Source organism: Streptomyces sp. NPDC048258 (assembly GCF_043201995.1).
Taxonomy (GTDB): domain Bacteria; phylum Actinomycetota; class Actinomycetes; order Streptomycetales; family Streptomycetaceae; genus Streptomyces.
Genome location: NZ_JBICZH010000006.1, coordinates 156,445 through 173,294 on the forward strand (window position 1 = coordinate 156,445; position 16,850 = coordinate 173,294).

Consider the following 16,850-nt stretch of genomic DNA (forward strand, 5'->3'; position numbering starts at 1 on the left):
GACCCTCCGCGGAAGAACAGTCGAAGTCCAGGTGTCCGTGAGGACCCTTGGGGCTCGACTAGCGCTCGACCTCGCCCTTGATGAACTTCTCGACGTTCGCGTAGGCCTCGTCGTCGAAGTACTGCACCGGCGGGGACTTCATGAAGTAGCTGGACGCCGACAGGATCGGGCCGCCGATACCGCGGTCCTTGGCGATCTTCGCGGCGCGCAGGGCGTCGATGATGACACCGGCGGAGTTCGGGGAGTCCCACACCTCGAGCTTGTACTCGAGGTTCAGCGGGACGTCGCCGAAGGCACGGCCTTCGAGGCGGACGTAGGCCCACTTGCGGTCGTCGAGCCACGCGACGTAGTCGGACGGGCCGATGTGGACGTTCTTCTCGCCGAGCTCACGGTCGGGGATCTGCGAGGTGACGGCCTGCGTCTTGGAGATCTTCTTCGACTCGAGGCGGTCGCGCTCGAGCATGTTCTTGAAGTCCATGTTGCCGCCGACGTTGAGCTGCATGGTGCGCTCAAGACGGACACCGCGGTCCTCGAACAGCTTCGCCATCACGCGGTGCGTGATGGTGGCGCCGACCTGCGACTTGATGTCGTCGCCGACGATCGGGACACCGGCCTCGGTGAACTTGTCCGCCCACTCCTTGGTGCCGGCGATGAAGACCGGGAGGGCGTTGACGAAGGCGACCTTGGCGTCGATGGCGCACTGGGCGTAGAACTTCGCCGCGTCCTCGGAGCCGACGGGCAGGTAGCAGATCAGGACGTCGACCTGGCGGTCCTTGAGGATCTGGACCACGTCGACCGGAGCCTCGGCGGACTCCTCGATCGTCATGCGGTAGTACTTGCCGAGCCCGTCGAGGGTGTGGCCGCGCTGAACGGTCACACCGGTGTTCGGGACGTCGCAGATCTTGATGGTGTTGTTCTCGCTGGCGCCGATGGCGTCCGAAAGGTCGAGGCCGACCTTCTTCGCGTCGACGTCGAACGCGGCGACGAACTCGATGTCACGCACGTGGTAGTCGCCGAACTGGACGTGCATCAGACCGGGGACCTTGGCCGCCGGGTCGGCGTCCTTGTAGTACTCGACGCCCTGCACCAGCGAGGCGGCGCAGTTGCCTACGCCGACGATGGCTACGCGAACCGAACCCATTCCGGTTGCTCCCTGTTTGTTCTCGGACGAGGCCTGCGAGATGCAGGCCTCATTTTGCAGTTTCGTCGGACGGACCGGGTCGTCTCCGATCCCGTCCCGCCCGCTCGCTCTCGATGAGCTCGTTCAGCCAGCGCACTTCGCGCTCCACGGATTCCATGCCGTGCCGCTGAAGCTCAAGCGTGTAGTCGTCGAGGCGCTCCCGCGTGCGGGCCAGTGAGGCGCGCATCTTCTCCAGGCGCTCCTCCAGCCGGCTGCGGCGGCCCTCCAGTACCCGCATGCGTACGTCTCGTTCGGTCTGGCCGAAGAAGGCGAAGCGGGCGGCGAAGGACTCGTCCTCCCAGGTGTCGGGGCCGGTGTGGGAGAGGAGCTCCTCGAAGTGCTCCTTACCCGCGGCCGTCAACCGGTAGACGATCTTGGCGCGGCGCCCTGCGAGTGAAGCGGCGAGCGCGTCTTCCGGGGCGTTGCCCGGCTCTTCGATCAACCAGCCGTTGGCGACCAGCGTCTTGAGGCAGGGATAGAGCGTCCCGTAGCTGAAGGCCCTGAACACTCCCAGCGAGGTGTTGAGCCGCTTGCGCAGCTCGTACCCGTGCATGGGGGATTCGCGAAGCAGGCCGAGGACGGCGAATTCGAGGATGCCTGAGCGCCTGCTCATCCGCCTGCCTCTCCTCCGACTCTGAGTCTTTATACCGAGCTGATGTATCGACTCGATACATCCAGACGATAGAACGGTGCGCGTCCGACGACAAGGGGTGACGTGGTGACCGGCGTCACATCGCGAATTCGTGCCAGGCAAGTTGCCTGATTTGGGGTGAACTTCGGCACTGATTGGGTTTTGACCGTGCGTAGTCTGTGCGCCATGACACCGGGGGAACCGGAATTCACCTGCCGCTTCCAGGCCACTCGCCTGCCCGAGGAGTAGTCGTTCGATGAGCGAGCACCGCCGCAAACCGCCGCAGCCCCAGGGTGGCGGGCGAGCCTCGGCCCGCCGGGCCGCCCAGCAGCGCCCCGGCCGGGGCGCCGATGACCGGCGTGACGTCCCCACGGCGTCACCCAGCGGCCCCTACGCCGAGCGGCCCCCCGCGGGCCGTGTCGAGGCCCGCCGGGCCGCACAGAGAGGGCCCGCGGGCCGCGGACGAGGCTCGGGCAGAGCCGCTCGTGGCACGGGCCGCCCGGACAAGCGCCTCATCAACTACCCGCGGTCCGACAAGGACGGCTGGAAGCGCTTCGTGCCGTCCTGGAAGTTCGTCTCCGGCACGGTCCTGGGCTTCTTCGCGGTCATCATCGCCGGGACCGGCATCGGCATCGCGATGGTGAACAAGCCCGACGAGAACAAGGCGGCCCAGGCGCAGAACAACGTCTTCTACTGGGAGGACGGCTCCCAGATGGTCGCGACGGGCGGTTCGATGAACCGGCAGATCGTGCCCATCGACAAGATCCCCAAGTCGATGAGGGACGCCGTGATCGCCGCGGAGAACGAGTCCTTCGAGACGGACAAGGGCGTGGACCCGATGGGCATCGCCCGGGCCGTCTACAACATGGCCACGGGCGGCTCCACCCAGGGCGGCTCGACCATCACCCAGCAGTACGTGAAGAACACCTACCTGGACTCCGAGCAGACGCTCAAGCGGAAGGTCACCGAGCTCTTCATCGCGATAAAGCTGGGTGTCTCCGAGGAGAAGGACAAGGTCCTCGCGGGCTACCTCAACACCGCCTACTACGGTCGCGACGCCTACGGCATCCAGGCCGCGGCCCGCGCCTACTTCGGCAAGGACTGCCAGGACCTGAACCCCTCCGAGACCGCCTTCCTGGCCTCCGTGCTCAAGGGCCCCAACCTCTACAACCCGGACGGCGGCATCGGGTCCGCGGCCACCCCCGTCCTCAACGAGGAACGGGCCAGGAAGCGCTGGGCCTGGGTACTCGACCGCGAGGTCGAGGTGGGCCGGATGGACAAGGCCGAGCGGGCCAAGTACAAGGACTCGGACTTCCCCGCCCGGGTCGAGTCGGAGCAGGCCCGCGCCATGTCCGGCCAGATCGGCTACCTGGTCGAGACGGCCAAGCAGTACGTGATGAAGACCAAGGGCATCACGGCCGAGCAGATGGCCCTGGGCGGCTACCAGATCAAGACCACCTTCCAGAAGCCCCGGGTCGACGCCCTGGTCAAGGCCGTCGAGGACACCCGCAACGACTTCCTCGACGAGAAGAAGCGCCCCGAACTCGACACCTTCGTGCAGTTCGGCGCCGCCTCCGTCGATGTGAAGACCGGGGCGATCGTCGCCCTGTACGGCGGTCCCGGTATGGACAAGAAGTACTTCAGCAACAACGCCAACACCAGCGGTGTCCCGGTCGGCTCGACCTGGAAGCCGTACGTCCTGGCGGCGGCGATGGAGTACGGCACCCAGAACTCGAACGGCCAGGGCCTGTCGGCCGACAGCAAGTACATGGCCGACGACCTCACGGTGATCAAGAACCGTCAGGGCAGGCCCCTGCTGGACAACTCCGGCAAGCCGTTCAAGCAGAAGAACGAGAGCTCCGCCGCCTTCGGCTACGTGACCCTCAACGAGGCGATGGAGAAGTCCATCAACGTGCCGTTCGCGCAGCTCGTCTTCGACGTGGGCCACACCAAGGTCCGCGACGTGGCCAGGTCCACCGGCATCCTCAAGGAGTCGATGGTCGTGGGCGACGACGCCTCCTTCGCGCTGGGCACCTCGACCCCCAGCGCCATCCGGATGGCCGACTCGTACGCCACCTTCGCCGCGTCCGGCACGCACCACGAGCCCTTCTCCGTGACCGAGGTCGTGAAGAACGGCGAGAAGCTGTCCGGCTTCGAGGCGCCCAAGGCCGAGCGGGCGATGGACAACGCCGTCGCGGACAACGTCACCAAGGTCCTGGAGAACGTCGTCGAGAACGGCACCGGCAAGAAGGCCAAGGCGCTGGGCCGGCCCGCCGCGGGCAAGACCGGTACCACCGACCAGAACAAGTCGGCGTGGTTCGTCGGCTACACCCCGGAGCTGTCGACCGCCGTAGCCCTCTTCCGCACCGACCCGAACTCGGCCGACAAGAAGCTGATGTCCATGAACGGCGTGGGTGGCACCGACTCCATCCACGGTGGTGACATCCCGACCGTGATCTGGACCGAGTACATGCGCGAGGCGCTCAAGGGCGCCCCGGTCAAGCCGTTCCCCGAGGCCGAGGACATCGGCGTGGTCGCCGACTCCGCCGGCGCGCCCTCCCCCACCCCCTCGGCCCCCGCGGCGCCGTCCGCGTCTCCCTCGCCGTCTCCGTCGAGCTCCCCGACGCCGTCCCCGACCCCGTCCAAGGGCGGCAAGCCGTCGTGCAAGCCGTGGGAGCTGTACTGCGACCCGAACACCACCGGCGGGACCTCCACCGGGGGAACGAATTCCGGGGTCATAGGAGGCGCCGACGGCGGAGCCAGCGGATCACCGTCTCCGACGGACACCAGCAGACCCGGCCGCCCGGGCGGCAGCACGGGTTGGCCGACCGGCACGGCGGCCGACTGACCGGCCCGCGGAGCGAGTAGGGGAAGGCCGTCGCACAGGATGCGACGGCCTTCCCCCATGTCCGGCCCGGTACGGCAGGATGAGCCCATGACGAAGGTGCACGAGGACCGTCCCGTACTGCCCACGCAGCAGGACGAGGTCGCCGCGGCGGGCAGTGAGTTCATCGGCGGCCCGCTCGGCCGCTACGCCCGGCTGGGCGGGCACTGGCTGGGGCCGGTGCGCGTGGTGGCCCTCATCGCCATCGGCATGTTCGCGCTGGGCATGGTGCAGAAGCTGCCCTGTTACGACTGGGCGTGGTTCCGGGGGGCCGGCTCGCAGTACACCCACGCCTGCTACTCGGACATCCCGCACCTCTACGCGGCTCGCGGCTTCGCCGACAACCTGATGCCCTACTTCGACCGGCTCCCCGGCGACATGGAGTACCTGGAGTATCCGGTCCTCACCGGGCTGTTCATGGAGATCGCGTCCTGGCTGACCCCCGGCAGCGGCTCCATGCAGCACCGCGAGCAGATGTACTGGATGGTCAACGCGGGCATGCTGATGGCCTGCGCGGCCGTCATCGCCGTGTGCGTCGCGCGCACCCACCGCCGCCGGCCCTGGGACGCCCTGCTCTTCGCCCTCGCGCCGGCCTTCGCGCTGACCGCGACGATCAACTGGGACCTGCTGGCCATCGCCCTGACCGCCGCCGGGATGCTCATGTGGTCCCGCGGCCGCACGGGGCTCTTCGGTGTCTTCATCGGCCTGGCCACCGCCGCGAAGCTCTATCCCGTGCTGCTGCTCGGGGTGCTGTTCGTGCTCTGCTGGCGGGCCGGGAAGTGGCGGGCCTTCGGCGCCGCCGCCCTCGGCGCGGCCGCATCCTGGCTCGTGGTGAACCTGCCCGTCATGATCCCCGCCTGGGAGGGCTGGACGAAGTTCTACACCTTCAGCCAGGAACGGCCCATCGACTTCGGCTCCGTGTGGCTGCTGATCTCCCAGCGCTCGGGCAACCCCCTCGACGGCGCCAACGCGTACGCGACCGGCCTGACGCTCCTGCTGTGCGGAGCCATCGGGCTGCTCACCCTGATCGCCCCCCGGCGGCCCCGCTTCGCGCAGCTGGCCTTCCTGGTCGTCGCCGCCTTCATCCTGGCCAACAAGGTCTACTCGCCGCAGTACGTGCTGTGGCTCATCCCGCTCGCGGCGCTGGCCCGGCCGCGCTGGCGGGACTTCCTGATCTGGCAGGCCACCGAGGTCGTCTACTTCCTCGGGATCTGGTTCTACCTGGCCTACACGACCAGCGGGGACAAGCACCAGGGTCTGCCCGTGGAGGGCTACCAGCTGGCGATCGCCGCCCACCTGCTGGGCACCCTCTACCTGTGCGCGGTCATCGTCCGCGACGTCCTGATGCCCGAACGGGACGTCGTACGCCGGGACGGCTCGGACGACCCCTCCGGCGGCGTCCTGGACGGTGCCCCCGACGTGTTCGTGCTGTCGGGCGCGGTGAGGGCACCGCAGTACGCGGCGCCCTCGGAGGGGCAGCGGGTCGACTGGGGCACGGGCCCCAAGGACTGACGCCGTGTGCCGGTCCTGGACCGGCACGCGGCCGTCAGGCGTCGAGCACCCGGTCGAACTGCGTGGTGGTGTGTCGCAGGTGCGCCACGAGCTCGTCGCCGACCTTCGGCTCGGTCGCGTCCGACGGCACGAACAGGATCGACACCTGCATGTGCGGCGGCTCCGCGAACCAGCGCTGCTTGCCCGCCCACACGAACGGCGACAGGTTCCGGTTGACCGTGGCAAGGCCCGCCCGGGCGACGCCCTTGGCGCGCGGCATCACGCCGTGCAGGGCCTTGGGGGCCTCCAGGCCCACGCCGTGCGAGGTACCGCCGGCCACGACGACCAGCCAGCCGTCGGACGCGGCCTTCTGCTGGCGGTAGCCGAAGCGGTCGCCCTTGGCCACGCGCGTGACGTCGAGGACCGCCCCGCGGTACTCGGTCGCGTCGTGGTCGCCCAGCCACAGGCGCGTGCCGATACGGGCGCGGAAGCGGGTCTGCGGGAACTGCTGCTGCAGCCGCGCCAGCTCCTCGGCCCGCAGGTGGCTGACGAACATGGTGTGCAGCGGCAGCCGGGCCGCGCGAAGCCGGTCCATCCAGCCGATGACCTCCTCGACGGCGTCCGAGCCGTCCGGGCGGTCCAGCGGCAGGTGCAGGGCGAAGCCCTCCAGACGGACGTCCTCGATCGCCGCGTGCAGCTGTCCCAGGTCCTGCTCGGAGATGCCGTGGCGGCGCATCGAGCTCATGCACTCGATGACCACGCGGGCACCGACCAGGCCGCGGACCCCGTCCAGCGAGGACACCGAGCGGATGACCCGGTCGGGCAGCGGCACCGGGTCCTCGCCCCGCCGGAACGGGGTCAGGACGAGCAGGTCGCCGCCGAACCAGTCCTTGATGCTGGCGGCCTCGTACGTCGTCCCCACGGCCAGTACGTCGGCGCCCATCCGGGTCGCCTCCTCGCACAGGCGCTCGTGGCCGAAGCCGTATCCGTTGCCCTTGCAGACCGGGACCATTCCGGGGAACTGGTCCTGGATCTGCTTCTGGTGCGCACGCCAGCGCGCGGTGTCGACGTAGAGCGTGAGCGCCATGCCCGTCCGGAACCTCTCCTGAATGGCTGCGGGATGCAGCGGTGCGTGGGTGGGGGTGGGGTCAGCGACGCGACATGTAGATGTCGAGCGCCTTGTGCAGCACCTTGTTGAGCGGGAAGTCCCACTCGCCGACGTACTCGACGGCCTCGCCGCCCGTGCCGACCTTGAACTGGATGAGGCCGAACAGGTGGTCGTTCTCGTCCAGCGTGTCAGAGATGCCGCGCAGGTCGTAGACGCTCGCACCGAGCGCGTAGGAGTCGCGCAGCATCCGCCACTGCATCGCGTTCGAGGGACGGACCTCGCGCTTGTGGTTGGCGGAGGCGCCGTACGAGTACCAGACGTGCTGGCCGACGGTGAGCATCGTGGCGGCGGCCAGCGGCTCTCCCTCGTGCTTGGCGATGTACAGGCGCATCCGGTTGGGGTCCTCGGAGTTGAGGGCCGTCCACTGGCGCTGGAAGTAGCTGAGCGGGCGCGGGCGGAACTTGTCGCGCTCGGCCGTGATCTCGTACAGGTGCTGCCAGGTCGGCAGGTCCTCGTAGCCGCCCTGGACGACCTCGACGCCGGCCTTCTCGGCCTTCTTGATGTTGCGGCGCCACAGCTGGTTGAAGCCCTTGAGGACATCGTCCAGCGAGCGGTTGGCCAGCGGCACCTGGAAGACGTAGCGGGGCTGGACGTCGCCGAATCCGGCGCCGCCGTCCTCCGCCTGCTGCCAGCCCATGCGGCGCAGCTTGTCGGACACCTCGAAGGCGCGGGGCTCGATGTGCGAGGCCTCCACGTCGCGCAGGCGCTTGACGTCCGGGTCCTGGATACCCGCCTTGATGGCGGTGGAGTTCCAGCGGCGGATGACGACGGGCGGGCCCATCTTCACGGTGAAGGCGCCCTGGTTCTTCAGGTGCGCCAGCATCGGCTGGAGCCACTCCTCCAGGTTCGGGGCGTACCAGTTGATGACCGGGCCCTCGGGAAGGTACGCGAGGTACCGCTTCACCTTGGGCAGCTGCCGGTACAGCACCAGTGCGGCACCGACGAGTTCGCCGGACTTGTCGAACCAGCCGAGGTTCTCCGAACGCCATTCGTTCTTGACGTCGGCCCATGCCGGGACCTGGCAGTGGCTAGCCGACGGCAGGCTCTGGAGGTACGCCAGATGCTGCTCTCGGCTGATGGTCCTCAGGGACAGGCTCATGCGGGGTGTCTCCTCCGGCGGCTTCGCTGGCTATGGCGCGAAGCCTACTGCGACAGGGGCGCCACCCTTCTGGGGGACGGGCCGGGGCCCGGGCCGCTGCGCGGCCGGCGCCCTGCCGCGGAGGTACCCCGGTCAGCCCAGCCAGCCGCCGAAGAGGCCGCCGTGGAACATGCCGATGAAGAAGCCGATGGCAGACGCGCCAAGGCCGATGATCAGCGCGAAGCGCTCGCGTGTCGTGACGGAGACGAACTGTCCGTACGCGCCGGTCAGGATCCCGATCAGCCCGGCCCACGAGGTGAGCAGGTGCAGGTTGTGGAAGAACGCCGTGACGAACGCCACGGCTCCGAGGATCAAGGTGGCCGCCATCAGGGTGTCCTGCAGCGGGTGAGGCTTGCCGTCGGTCGAGAAGAGGGAGATGGGCGGGGGCGAGGACTGGGACCGCATTGCCTGTGCCATCGGAAAGGCACCTCCTGGCTGAAGCAGAGCGGTGCTGCGGGCCGTCTCCGGCGGGGGCCGAAGGCATAGCACCGAGCACACCCGATGGATACAGATTGTGGCCCCCTCCTGCCGGATTTCAACCGGAAGGAGTCGAGCAGGTAGTCTGTACGGTCTGCGCGGTGTCTGCTCTGCGGATGCCGTGCGTACGCATCACGACCCTCCTGCCACGGAACGACCGTGGCCGCTGAGTCCAAAGGAGGTGGGTTCCACATGCGTCACTACGAAGTGATGGTCATCCTCGACCCCGATCTCGAGGAGCGCGCTGTCTCCCCGCTGATCGAGAACTTCCTCTCCGTCGTCCGTGAGGGCAACGGAAAGGTCGAGAAGGTCGACACCTGGGGCCGTCGTCGTCTCGCTTACGAGATCAAGAAGAAGCCCGAGGGCATCTACTCGGTCATCGACCTTCAGGCCGAGCCTGCGGTCGTCAAGGAGCTTGACCGACAGATGAACCTGAACGAGTCGGTTCTCCGGACCAAGGTCCTTCGCCCCGAGACCCACTGAACTTCGGTTCAGCGGTAATCGGGATCGAGTAGCACAGCAGCCCAGCAGCAATCCCCGCCGAGAGGTTCATCCATGGCAGGCGAGACCGTCATCACGGTCGTCGGCAATCTCGTCGACGACCCCGAGCTGCGCTTCACCCCCTCGGGTGCGGCGGTCGCGAAGTTCCGTGTCGCGTCCACCCCCCGCACCTTCGACCGTCAGACCAATGAGTGGAAGGACGGCGAGAGCCTGTTCCTCACCTGCTCGGTGTGGCGGCAGGCGGCTGAGAACGTCGCCGAGTCCCTTCAGCGGGGCATGCGCGTCATCGTGCAGGGCCGGCTGAGGCAGCGGTCGTACGAGGACCGTGAGGGTGTCAAGCGCACGGTCTACGAGCTGGACGTCGAGGAAGTCGGCCCCAGCCTGAAGAACGCCACGGCCAAGGTCGCCAAGACCACCGGTCGCGGTGGCCAGGGTGGATACGGCGGCGGTCAGCAGCAGGGTGGCGGCGGCGGTAACTGGGGCGGAGCCCCCAGCGCCGGTGCCCCGCAGGGCGGCGGAGCTCCCTCCGACGACCCGTGGGCGTCCAGCGCGCCGGCCGGTGGCCAGCAGCAGCAGGGCGGCGGCGGGGGCGGCTGGGGCGGAAGCTCCGGCGGTTCCGGCGGTGGCTACTCGGACGAGCCGCCCTTCTAGGGCAGCTCGCAACCCCACTTCTTGATCACACAGGAGAGACACAATGGCGAAGCCGCCTGTGCGCAAGCCTAAGAAGAAGGTCTGCGCGTTCTGCAAGGACAAGACCGCGTACGTGGACTACAAGGACACGAACATGCTGCGGAAGTTCATTTCCGACCGCGGCAAGATCCGTGCCCGCCGCGTTACCGGCAACTGCACGCAGCACCAGCGTGACGTCGCCACGGCCGTCAAGAACAGCCGTGAGATGGCGCTGCTGCCCTACACGTCCACCGCGCGATAAGGAAAGGGTGACCGACTAATGAAGATCATCCTGACCCACGAGGTTTCTGGCCTCGGTGCCGCCGGCGATGTCGTCGACGTCAAGGACGGTTACGCTCGCAACTACCTGGTCCCGCGTGGTTTCGCGATCCGCTGGACCAAGGGTGGCGAGAAGGACGTGGCGCAGATCCGCCGCGCCCGCAAGATCCACGAGATCGCGACCATCGAGCAGGCCAACGAGGTCAAGGCCAAGCTCGAGGGTGTGAAGGTCCGTCTGGCCACCCGCGCGGGTGACGCCGGTCGTCTCTTCGGTTCCGTGACCCCGGCCGACATCGCCACGGCGATCGAGTCCTCGGGTGGCCCGAAGGTCGACAAGCGCCGCGTCGAGCTGGGCTCCCCGATCAAGACCCTCGGTTCGTACCAGGTCTCCGTGCGTCTGCACGCCGACGTGGCCGCGAACGTGGGCATCGAGGTCGTCGCCGCCTAAGGGCTGCACATGAAGGGCCGCACCCCGGTGGGGTGCGGCCCTTCGTCGTTGTCGGGGCGGGCGATGTTTCACGTGAAACAGGCCGATGCCCCGGCGATGTTTCACGTGAAACATCATGGGCCGGTCAGCGGGTGGCTCCCGCGACCAGCCACCGGCCCGAGCGGGCGCGGAGCTGGAGGGTGACCATCCGGACCAGCATCATCAGCGTCATGGCCCACCACAGCGTCGTCAGACCGCCTCCCAGGGCCGGAACGAGGAGCGCCGCCGGGGTGAAGACGGCCAGCGTCACCAGCATCGCCCAGGCCAGGTAGCGGCCGTCGCCCGCGCCCATCAGGACTCCGTCGAGAACGAAGACGATGCCGGAGACGGGCTGGGAGAGGGCCACGACCAGCAGTGCGGGCAGCAGGGCGTCCTCGACCGCCGGATCGCTGGTGAACAGCGGAATGAACACCGGGCGGGCCAGGACGACCAGCACGCCGAGGACGATGCCCGCCGCGATCCCCCACTGGACCATGCGCCGGCAGACGGCCTTGGCGCCCTCGGTGTCACTCGCGCCCAGATAGCGGCCGATGATCGCCTGGCCGGCGATCGCGATGGCGTCCAGGGCGAAGGCGAGCAGGCTCCACAGCGCGAGCAGGATCTGGTGGGCCGCGATGTCGGCGTCGCCGAGCCGGGCGGCGACGGCGGTCGCGATCATCAGGATGGCGCGCAGGGACAGGGTGCGGACGAGCAGGGGTACGCCGGCCTGTGCACAGGCCCGGATCCCCGCGATGTCGGGGCGCAGGGAGGCGCTGTGCCGCCGAGCCCCGCGAACGACGACGACGAGGTAGGCGGCGGCCATGGCGCACTGGGCGATGACCGTGCCCCAGGCGGAGCCGGCGATCCCGAGGCCCGCACCGTAGACCAGGAGGACGTTCAGGCCCGCGTTGAGGGCGAACCCCCCGACGGCCACGTATAGCGGCGTACGCGTGTCCTGGAGGCCGCGGATGACGCCGGTGGCGGCCAGGACCATGAGCATGGCCGGGATGCCGAGCGCGGAGATCCGCAGGTACGTGATCGCGTACGGGGCGGCGGTGTCGGAGGCCCCGAAGAGGTAGATCAGCCAGGGGGCCGTGGGCAGGACCACGGCGATGACGACGGCACCGAGCAGGAGGGCGAGCCAGATGCCGTCCATGCCCTGCCGGATCGCCGCCTGCAGGTCGCCCGCCCCGACCCTGCGGGAGACGGCCGCGGTGGTGGCGTAGGCGAGGAAGACGAAGACGCTCACGGCGGTGGTGAGCAGAGCGGCGGCGATGCCGAGGCCGGCCAGCTGGGGTGTCCCGAGGTGCCCGACGATGGCGCTGTCGGCCATCACGAAGAGCGGTTCGGCGACGAGGGCGCCGAAGGCGGGGACGGCGAGCGCGAAGATCTCTCGGTCGTGCCGTCTCGGTGCGGCCTTCGGTGCGACGGGGGCCTGTGTCATGCGCTCAATCTAATCTTCCACAGGTAATGGATGCAAGGATCCTTGGATCCTTACCAAGGCGCTGACTTGCGCGTTCCCCGCAACCCATTGGAGGCGATCTTGAGACAGTGGCCAAGAATTTTCCGTCGCACGGTCGCTGGGGAAGGAAATCCCAGGTCAAGCGGGGTGGTGGGGTGGGTCAGGTGATTTTGTCCACAGCGTCGTCCCCCGGTCCGTGCACAGCTTCCGGGGACTTACCCACAGCATTGGCGCCGTCGTCCACATCTCATCCACACAGCCTGTGGATAACAAGATTGGCTGACGCCGCTCGCGGCCCTACCGTGGTGCGTTGCCCGACTCGTCGACAGCCGATTCGGGTGCCCCATATGTCAGAGCCGTGTCGTAGAAAGAGTGGCACGGCGAGGTCCGCGTTGCGGACGGAGGGAGGCGGCCCGGTGAGCATGCCCGAGCCCATGGACGACCCTTGGGCCGACAGCGGTCCAGGTGACCGTCTGCCCGCCCGTACTCGCCGCAACAGCGAAGGCCGCGGCCGCGGGGACGAACAGCACGACCGGGGACGCGAGGGCGGCTCCTGGGACGGTGGCGGTGGCGCCGGCGGCTTCGAGCGCGTCCCTCCGCAGGACCTCGACGCCGAGCAGTCGGTGCTCGGCGGCATGCTGCTGTCCAAGGACGCGATCGCCGATGTCGTGGAGGTCCTCAAGGGCCACGACTTCTACCGGCCCTCGCACGAGACGATCTACCAGGCCATCCTCGACCTGTACGCCAAGGGCGAGCCGGCCGACCCGATCACCGTCGGCGCCGAGCTGACCCGGCGCGGGGAGATCAGCAAGGTCGGCGGGGCCTCGTACTTGCACACGCTGGTGCAGTCCGTCCCGACGGCGGCGAACGCCGAGTACTACGCGGAGATCGTCCACGAGAGAGCCGTCCTGCGCCGGCTGGTCGCGGCCGGTACGAAGATCACACAGATGGGCTATGCGGCCGACGGCGACGTCGACGAGATCGTCAACAGCGCCCAGGCCGAGATCTACGCCGTCACCGAGCAGCGGACCTCCGAGGACTACCTGCCGCTGGGCGACATCATGGAGGGCGCCCTCGACGAGATCGAGGCGATCGGATCGCGCAGCGGCCAGATGTCGGGCGTTCCGACCGGCTTCACGGACCTCGACTCGCTGACCAACGGCCTGCACCCGGGCCAGATGATCGTCATCGCCGCCCGTCCCGCGATGGGCAAGTCCACGCTCGCCCTGGACTTCGCACGTGCCTGCTCCATCAAGAGCAACCTGCCCAGCGTGATCTTCTCCCTCGAAATGGGGCGCAACGAGATCGCGATGCGCCTGCTCTCGGCGGAGGCCCGGGTGGCGCTGCACCACATGCGCTCGGGCACGATGACGGACGACGACTGGACCCGGCTGGCCCGCCGGATGCCGGACGTGTCCGCCGCTCCGCTGTACATCGACGACTCACCCAACCTGTCGATGATGGAGATCCGGGCCAAGTGCCGCCGGCTCAAGCAGCGCAACGACCTCTCGCTCGTGGTCATCGACTACCTCCAGCTGATGCAGTCGGGCGGCTCGCGCCGTCCCGAGAGCCGTCAGCAGGAGGTCTCGGACATGTCCCGAAACCTCAAGCTGCTGGCGAAGGAGCTGGAGGTCCCGGTGATCGCGCTCTCCCAGCTGAACCGTGGTCCCGAGCAGCGCACCGACAAGAAGCCGATGGTCTCCGACCTGCGTGAGTCGGGCTCGATCGAGCAGGACGCGGACATGGTGATCCTGCTGCACCGTGAGGACGCGTACGAGAAGGAGTCCCCCCGCGCGGGCGAGGCGGACCTGATCGTGGCGAAGCACCGTAACGGCCCCACGGCGACGATCACCGTGGCCTTCCAGGGCCACTATTCGCGGTTCGTGGACATGGCCAACACGTAGCATTCGATCATGGATGCGCTTTCTGAGGACCTGGAACTTCTCCCGTCCACCCGGCGTGCGTTGCGCCATCGGGTCGCCGTCGCGCAGAGCGAAGGGCGGGCGCCGTCCGTCGTGGCGGCCGTCGCGCGGGGCGGGCAGGTGGTCTGGGAGGGCTCCCGGACCTCGGTGGAGGGGCACGGCCCGGACGGGAACGTCCAGTACCGGATCGGGTCGATCACCAAGACCTTCACCGCCGTGCTGGTGATGCGGCTGCGCGACGAGGGGCTGCTGGCGCTCGCGGATCCGCTGGAGAAGCACCTGCCGGGTACCGGCGCGGGTGAGGTGACCATCGCCCAACTGCTGGCCCACACCGGTGGACTGGCGGCGGAGACGCCCGGCCCGTGGTGGGAGCGCACCCCCGCTGAACTGCGGCCCGAGCTCGGCGACGTGCTGGGCGAAGAGCCGTTCAAGCAGACGCCGGGTACCAGGCACCACTACTCCAACCCGGGCTACACGCTGCTGGGTTCGCTCGTCGAGGCGCTGCGCGGGAAGCCGTGGGAAGAGGTACTGAGGGCGGAGGTCCTGGAGCCGCTGGGGCTGGACCGCACGAGTGGGCGGCCGCAGGCCCCGCACGCGGGCGGCTGGGCGGTGCATCCGTGGGCGGACGTGATGATGCCGGAGCCGCTGGAGGATCTCGGGCTGATGGCGCCGGCGGGTCAGCTGTGGTCCACGACCGGGGACTTGGCGCGGTTCGCGGACTTCCTGCTCCGGGGTGACGAGCGGGTGCTGAGCGTGGAGTCCGTACGGGAGATGCGTACGCCGGCCGCGCCGCCGGAGCCTGCTTCCGCCGATCTCGGTTACGGGCTGGGAATGCAGCTGGTGGCCCACGGCCAACGCCGGCTGGCGGGGCACAGCGGATCACTGCCCGGGTTCGTCGCGGGGCTGTGGCTGAGCGAGGCGGACGACGTGGCTGCGGTGGCGCTGGCGAACTGCACGTCGGGGATCGCGGCCGCGACGCTGGCCGCGGACCTCGTGGGAATCGTCGCGGAGGCCGAGCCGCGGATCCCGCGGCCGTGGCGGCCCTTCGCGGAGTCCGACCAGGTGCCGCTGGAGCTGTGCGGTCCCTGGTACTGGGGGACTTCGGCACAGGTGGTGCGGCTGAAGGCGGACGGGTCGCTGGAGCTGGGGCCGGTGGGCGCGACCGGGCGTACGGCCCGCTTCCGGGCGGAGCCGGACGGCAGTTGGACGGGCCTGTCCGGCTACTACGCGGGGGAGACGCTGCGGGCGGTGCGCCGCGAGGACGGCTCGGTGAGCCACCTCGACCTGGCGTCCTTCGTGTTCACGCGGGAGCCGTACGAGGCCCAGGCCCCGGTGCCCGGCGGGGTGGACCCGCAGGGCTGGCGGGGCATCGGCTGACGGCCTGGCCTGGCCTGGCGGGCTCACGCGACGAGTTCGCGCTCCAGCGGGGTGCGGAAGCGCGGGGTGATGCGGGCGTCGCCCACCCATTCGGCGAGTCGGGCGGCCTCGGCGGTGATCGCCTCCTCTGCTGCGCGGCCGGGGTTGCCCAGCATCCGCCAGACGATCTCGCCGTCGGGGCGCTGGGCCCAGCCGCCGACGATCTCGCCGTTCCACCACACGGTGGGGCCGATGTTGCCGGCGTAGTCGAAGAGGGCGGGCCTGTGCGCGGGGTCGAGGTGGAAGCCGCGGTCGGCCCAGCCCATGCCGGTGGGGTCGAGGCCGGGCAGCAGGGCGGCCCAGGGCTCCGGGGCCGGTTCGGTGGTGGCGTCGCCGGGGCTGACCAGCGCGGTGGTCCCGTCGTCGTCGAGGCGTACGTGCTCGGGGCCCACGGCGGCGAGGGCCTTGCGGGCGTCGGTGAGGGTCCAGCCGGTCCACCACTTGAGGTCGGCCTCGGTTGCCGGACCGTACGCGTGGAGCCAGCGGCGGGCGATCTCGGCGCGGGCCTCTGCGGCGGGTACGGCGGGCCAGGGCTCGGTGTGGACCCAGCGGTACTGGCTGGAGGTCCACGATCCGCGCGGGCGGTCGCGGCGGATCCGGCCGTCGGCGGCCAGCAGGCGGATGACCCGGCTGGCCACACCGGTCTCCGTCTCGTACTTCTTGCCCCGGGACACGGTGATCTTCTGCCGCAGGGCGGGGACGGCCGCGGACAGCTGGCTGCCCGTGGAGGGACCGCGGCTGTCGAGGGCGTCGAGCGCGGCGGCCTCCGTCCGGGCCAGCCAGTCGGCGTCGAGGCCCTGGCCGTCCTCTTCGAGGTGCTTGATGAGGGTGCGGCGCTCCTTCACCGCGATGCCGCGGGCGGTGGAGGCATCGACGTACGGGGCGAGGTCGGTGGAGACCGCGAAGAGGGTGTTGCGCATGCTCAGCAGCCGGACGAGGCTCACGTCCTCGTAGAGCGCCCGCTCGATCGCGTCGGGTCCGCCTTCGGTGAGCCGGGCGCGGGCGGACAGGAAGATGGTCGCGGCGTCGGTGGCGTGGAGGGCGACGACGGCGTCCGCGGCCTCGGGAACCGTGGCGGCGCGGGTCGAGGGAGCCAGGCGGTGGCGCCGGCCGAGGCGATTGCGGCGCTCGGCGGTGCCGATGAGGGGAAGGCTGGGGCTCATCCT

Annotated in this window: 14 protein-coding genes and 1 pseudogene; 8 read left to right on the forward strand and 7 right to left on the reverse strand. The window is 69.3% G+C overall.

What is annotated here, in order from left to right; genetic code table 11:
- Positions 1–58: 58 nt before the first annotated feature.
- Both ACGFYQ_RS16485 and ACGFYQ_RS16490 read right to left on the reverse strand, forming a co-directional pair.
- A complete protein-coding gene (locus tag ACGFYQ_RS16485; protein ID WP_393744331.1) occupies positions 59–1,141 on the reverse strand; it encodes an inositol-3-phosphate synthase in 1,083 nt (360 codons plus the stop codon).
- 52 nt (positions 1,142–1,193) lie between these two features.
- Positions 1,194–1,793, reverse strand: a pseudogene (locus ACGFYQ_RS16490) (helix-turn-helix transcriptional regulator); the annotation flags it as partial.
- Positions 1,794–2,067: 274 nt separating this feature from the next.
- Between ACGFYQ_RS16490 and ACGFYQ_RS16495 the strand changes: the two are divergent.
- Entirely contained in the window at positions 2,068–4,659 is a 2,592-nt protein-coding gene (locus ACGFYQ_RS16495; protein WP_393744333.1) for a transglycosylase domain-containing protein, read from the forward strand.
- Positions 4,660–4,746: 87 nt separating this feature from the next.
- Complete coding sequence (locus ACGFYQ_RS16500) at positions 4,747–6,207, forward strand: glycosyltransferase family 87 protein (RefSeq protein ID WP_393744335.1); 1,461 nt, start codon at positions 4,747–4,749, stop codon at positions 6,205–6,207.
- Positions 6,208–6,241: 34 nt separating this feature from the next.
- Here the strand turns inward: ACGFYQ_RS16500 and ACGFYQ_RS16505 are convergent, their stop codons facing one another.
- The 3 genes from ACGFYQ_RS16505 to ACGFYQ_RS16515 form a co-directional block, all read right to left on the reverse strand.
- Complete coding sequence (locus ACGFYQ_RS16505; RefSeq protein WP_393744337.1) at positions 6,242–7,273, reverse strand: alanine racemase; 1,032 nt, start codon at positions 7,271–7,273, stop codon at positions 6,242–6,244.
- Positions 7,274–7,334: 61 nt separating this feature from the next.
- Positions 7,335–8,453 (reverse strand): peptidoglycan bridge formation glycyltransferase FemA/FemB family protein, encoded by a 1,119-nt coding sequence (locus tag ACGFYQ_RS16510; protein WP_362389489.1) that lies wholly within the window; start codon positions 8,451–8,453, stop codon positions 7,335–7,337.
- Positions 8,454–8,585: 132 nt separating this feature from the next.
- Complete coding sequence (locus ACGFYQ_RS16515; protein ID WP_393744340.1) at positions 8,586–8,909, reverse strand: hypothetical protein; 324 nt, start codon at positions 8,907–8,909, stop codon at positions 8,586–8,588.
- A 252-nt stretch (positions 8,910–9,161) separates the two neighbouring features.
- Between ACGFYQ_RS16515 and rpsF the strand changes: the two genes are divergently transcribed.
- The 4 genes from rpsF (at position 9,162) to rplI (ending at position 10,866) form a co-directional block, all read left to right on the forward strand.
- Positions 9,162–9,452 (forward strand): 30S ribosomal protein S6, encoded by a 291-nt coding sequence (gene rpsF, locus ACGFYQ_RS16520; RefSeq protein WP_004950685.1) that lies wholly within the window; start codon positions 9,162–9,164, stop codon positions 9,450–9,452.
- Positions 9,453–9,524: 72 nt separating this feature from the next.
- A complete protein-coding gene (locus tag ACGFYQ_RS16525; RefSeq protein WP_362389491.1) occupies positions 9,525–10,121 on the forward strand; it encodes a single-stranded DNA-binding protein in 597 nt (198 codons plus the stop codon).
- A 43-nt stretch (positions 10,122–10,164) separates the two neighbouring features.
- Positions 10,165–10,401: a 30S ribosomal protein S18 gene (gene rpsR / locus ACGFYQ_RS16530; protein ID WP_005315025.1), complete on the forward strand. Its 237-nt coding sequence runs from the start codon at positions 10,165–10,167 to the stop codon at positions 10,399–10,401.
- Positions 10,402–10,419: 18 nt separating this feature from the next.
- On the forward strand, positions 10,420–10,866 hold the full coding sequence (gene rplI / locus ACGFYQ_RS16535) for a 50S ribosomal protein L9 (RefSeq protein ID WP_030008386.1): 447 nt from the start codon (positions 10,420–10,422) through the stop codon (positions 10,864–10,866).
- 124 nt (positions 10,867–10,990) lie between these two features.
- Here rplI and ACGFYQ_RS16540 read toward each other — a convergent pair whose 3' ends face one another.
- On the reverse strand, positions 10,991–12,328 hold the full coding sequence (locus ACGFYQ_RS16540) for an MATE family efflux transporter (RefSeq protein ID WP_393744342.1): 1,338 nt from the start codon (positions 12,326–12,328) through the stop codon (positions 10,991–10,993).
- Positions 12,329–12,780: 452 nt separating this feature from the next.
- On the opposite strand from ACGFYQ_RS16540, the gene dnaB reads away from it, so the two are divergent.
- Together dnaB and ACGFYQ_RS16550 are read left to right on the forward strand one after the other, a co-directional pair.
- Positions 12,781–14,250 (forward strand): replicative DNA helicase, encoded by a 1,470-nt coding sequence (gene dnaB, locus ACGFYQ_RS16545; RefSeq protein ID WP_376677979.1) that lies wholly within the window; start codon positions 12,781–12,783, stop codon positions 14,248–14,250.
- Between the two features lie 9 nt (positions 14,251–14,259).
- Positions 14,260–15,645 carry a serine hydrolase domain-containing protein gene (locus ACGFYQ_RS16550; protein ID WP_393744344.1) on the forward strand — a complete coding sequence of 462 codons (1,386 nt, stop codon included), beginning with the start codon at positions 14,260–14,262 and terminating at the stop codon, positions 15,643–15,645.
- A 23-nt stretch (positions 15,646–15,668) separates the two neighbouring features.
- Here ACGFYQ_RS16550 and ACGFYQ_RS16555 read toward each other — a convergent pair whose 3' ends face one another.
- Entirely contained in the window at positions 15,669–16,847 is a 1,179-nt protein-coding gene (locus ACGFYQ_RS16555) for a winged helix DNA-binding domain-containing protein (protein ID WP_393744346.1), read from the reverse strand.
- Positions 16,848–16,850: the final 3 nt, after the last annotated feature.

Coding starts and splice junctions, on each gene's coding strand:
- ACGFYQ_RS16485 (WP_393744331.1), bottom strand. CDS start 1,141: ATGGGTTCGGTTCGCGTAGCCATCGTCGGCGTAGGCAACTGCGCCGCC.
- ACGFYQ_RS16495 (WP_393744333.1), top strand. CDS start 2,068: ATGAGCGAGCACCGCCGCAAACCGCCGCAGCCCCAGGGTGGCGGGCGA.
- ACGFYQ_RS16500 (WP_393744335.1), top strand. CDS start 4,747: ATGACGAAGGTGCACGAGGACCGTCCCGTACTGCCCACGCAGCAGGAC.
- ACGFYQ_RS16505 (WP_393744337.1), bottom strand. CDS start 7,273: ATGGCGCTCACGCTCTACGTCGACACCGCGCGCTGGCGTGCGCACCAG.
- ACGFYQ_RS16510 (WP_362389489.1), bottom strand. CDS start 8,453: ATGAGCCTGTCCCTGAGGACCATCAGCCGAGAGCAGCATCTGGCGTAC.
- ACGFYQ_RS16515 (WP_393744340.1), bottom strand. CDS start 8,909: ATGGCACAGGCAATGCGGTCCCAGTCCTCGCCCCCGCCCATCTCCCTC.
- rpsF (WP_004950685.1), top strand. CDS start 9,162: ATGCGTCACTACGAAGTGATGGTCATCCTCGACCCCGATCTCGAGGAG.
- ACGFYQ_RS16525 (WP_362389491.1), top strand. CDS start 9,525: ATGGCAGGCGAGACCGTCATCACGGTCGTCGGCAATCTCGTCGACGAC.
- rpsR (WP_005315025.1), top strand. CDS start 10,165: ATGGCGAAGCCGCCTGTGCGCAAGCCTAAGAAGAAGGTCTGCGCGTTC.
- rplI (WP_030008386.1), top strand. CDS start 10,420: ATGAAGATCATCCTGACCCACGAGGTTTCTGGCCTCGGTGCCGCCGGC.
- ACGFYQ_RS16540 (WP_393744342.1), bottom strand. CDS start 12,328: ATGACACAGGCCCCCGTCGCACCGAAGGCCGCACCGAGACGGCACGAC.
- dnaB (WP_376677979.1), top strand. CDS start 12,781: ATGGACGACCCTTGGGCCGACAGCGGTCCAGGTGACCGTCTGCCCGCC.
- ACGFYQ_RS16550 (WP_393744344.1), top strand. CDS start 14,260: ATGGATGCGCTTTCTGAGGACCTGGAACTTCTCCCGTCCACCCGGCGT.
- ACGFYQ_RS16555 (WP_393744346.1), bottom strand. CDS start 16,847: ATGAGCCCCAGCCTTCCCCTCATCGGCACCGCCGAGCGCCGCAATCGC.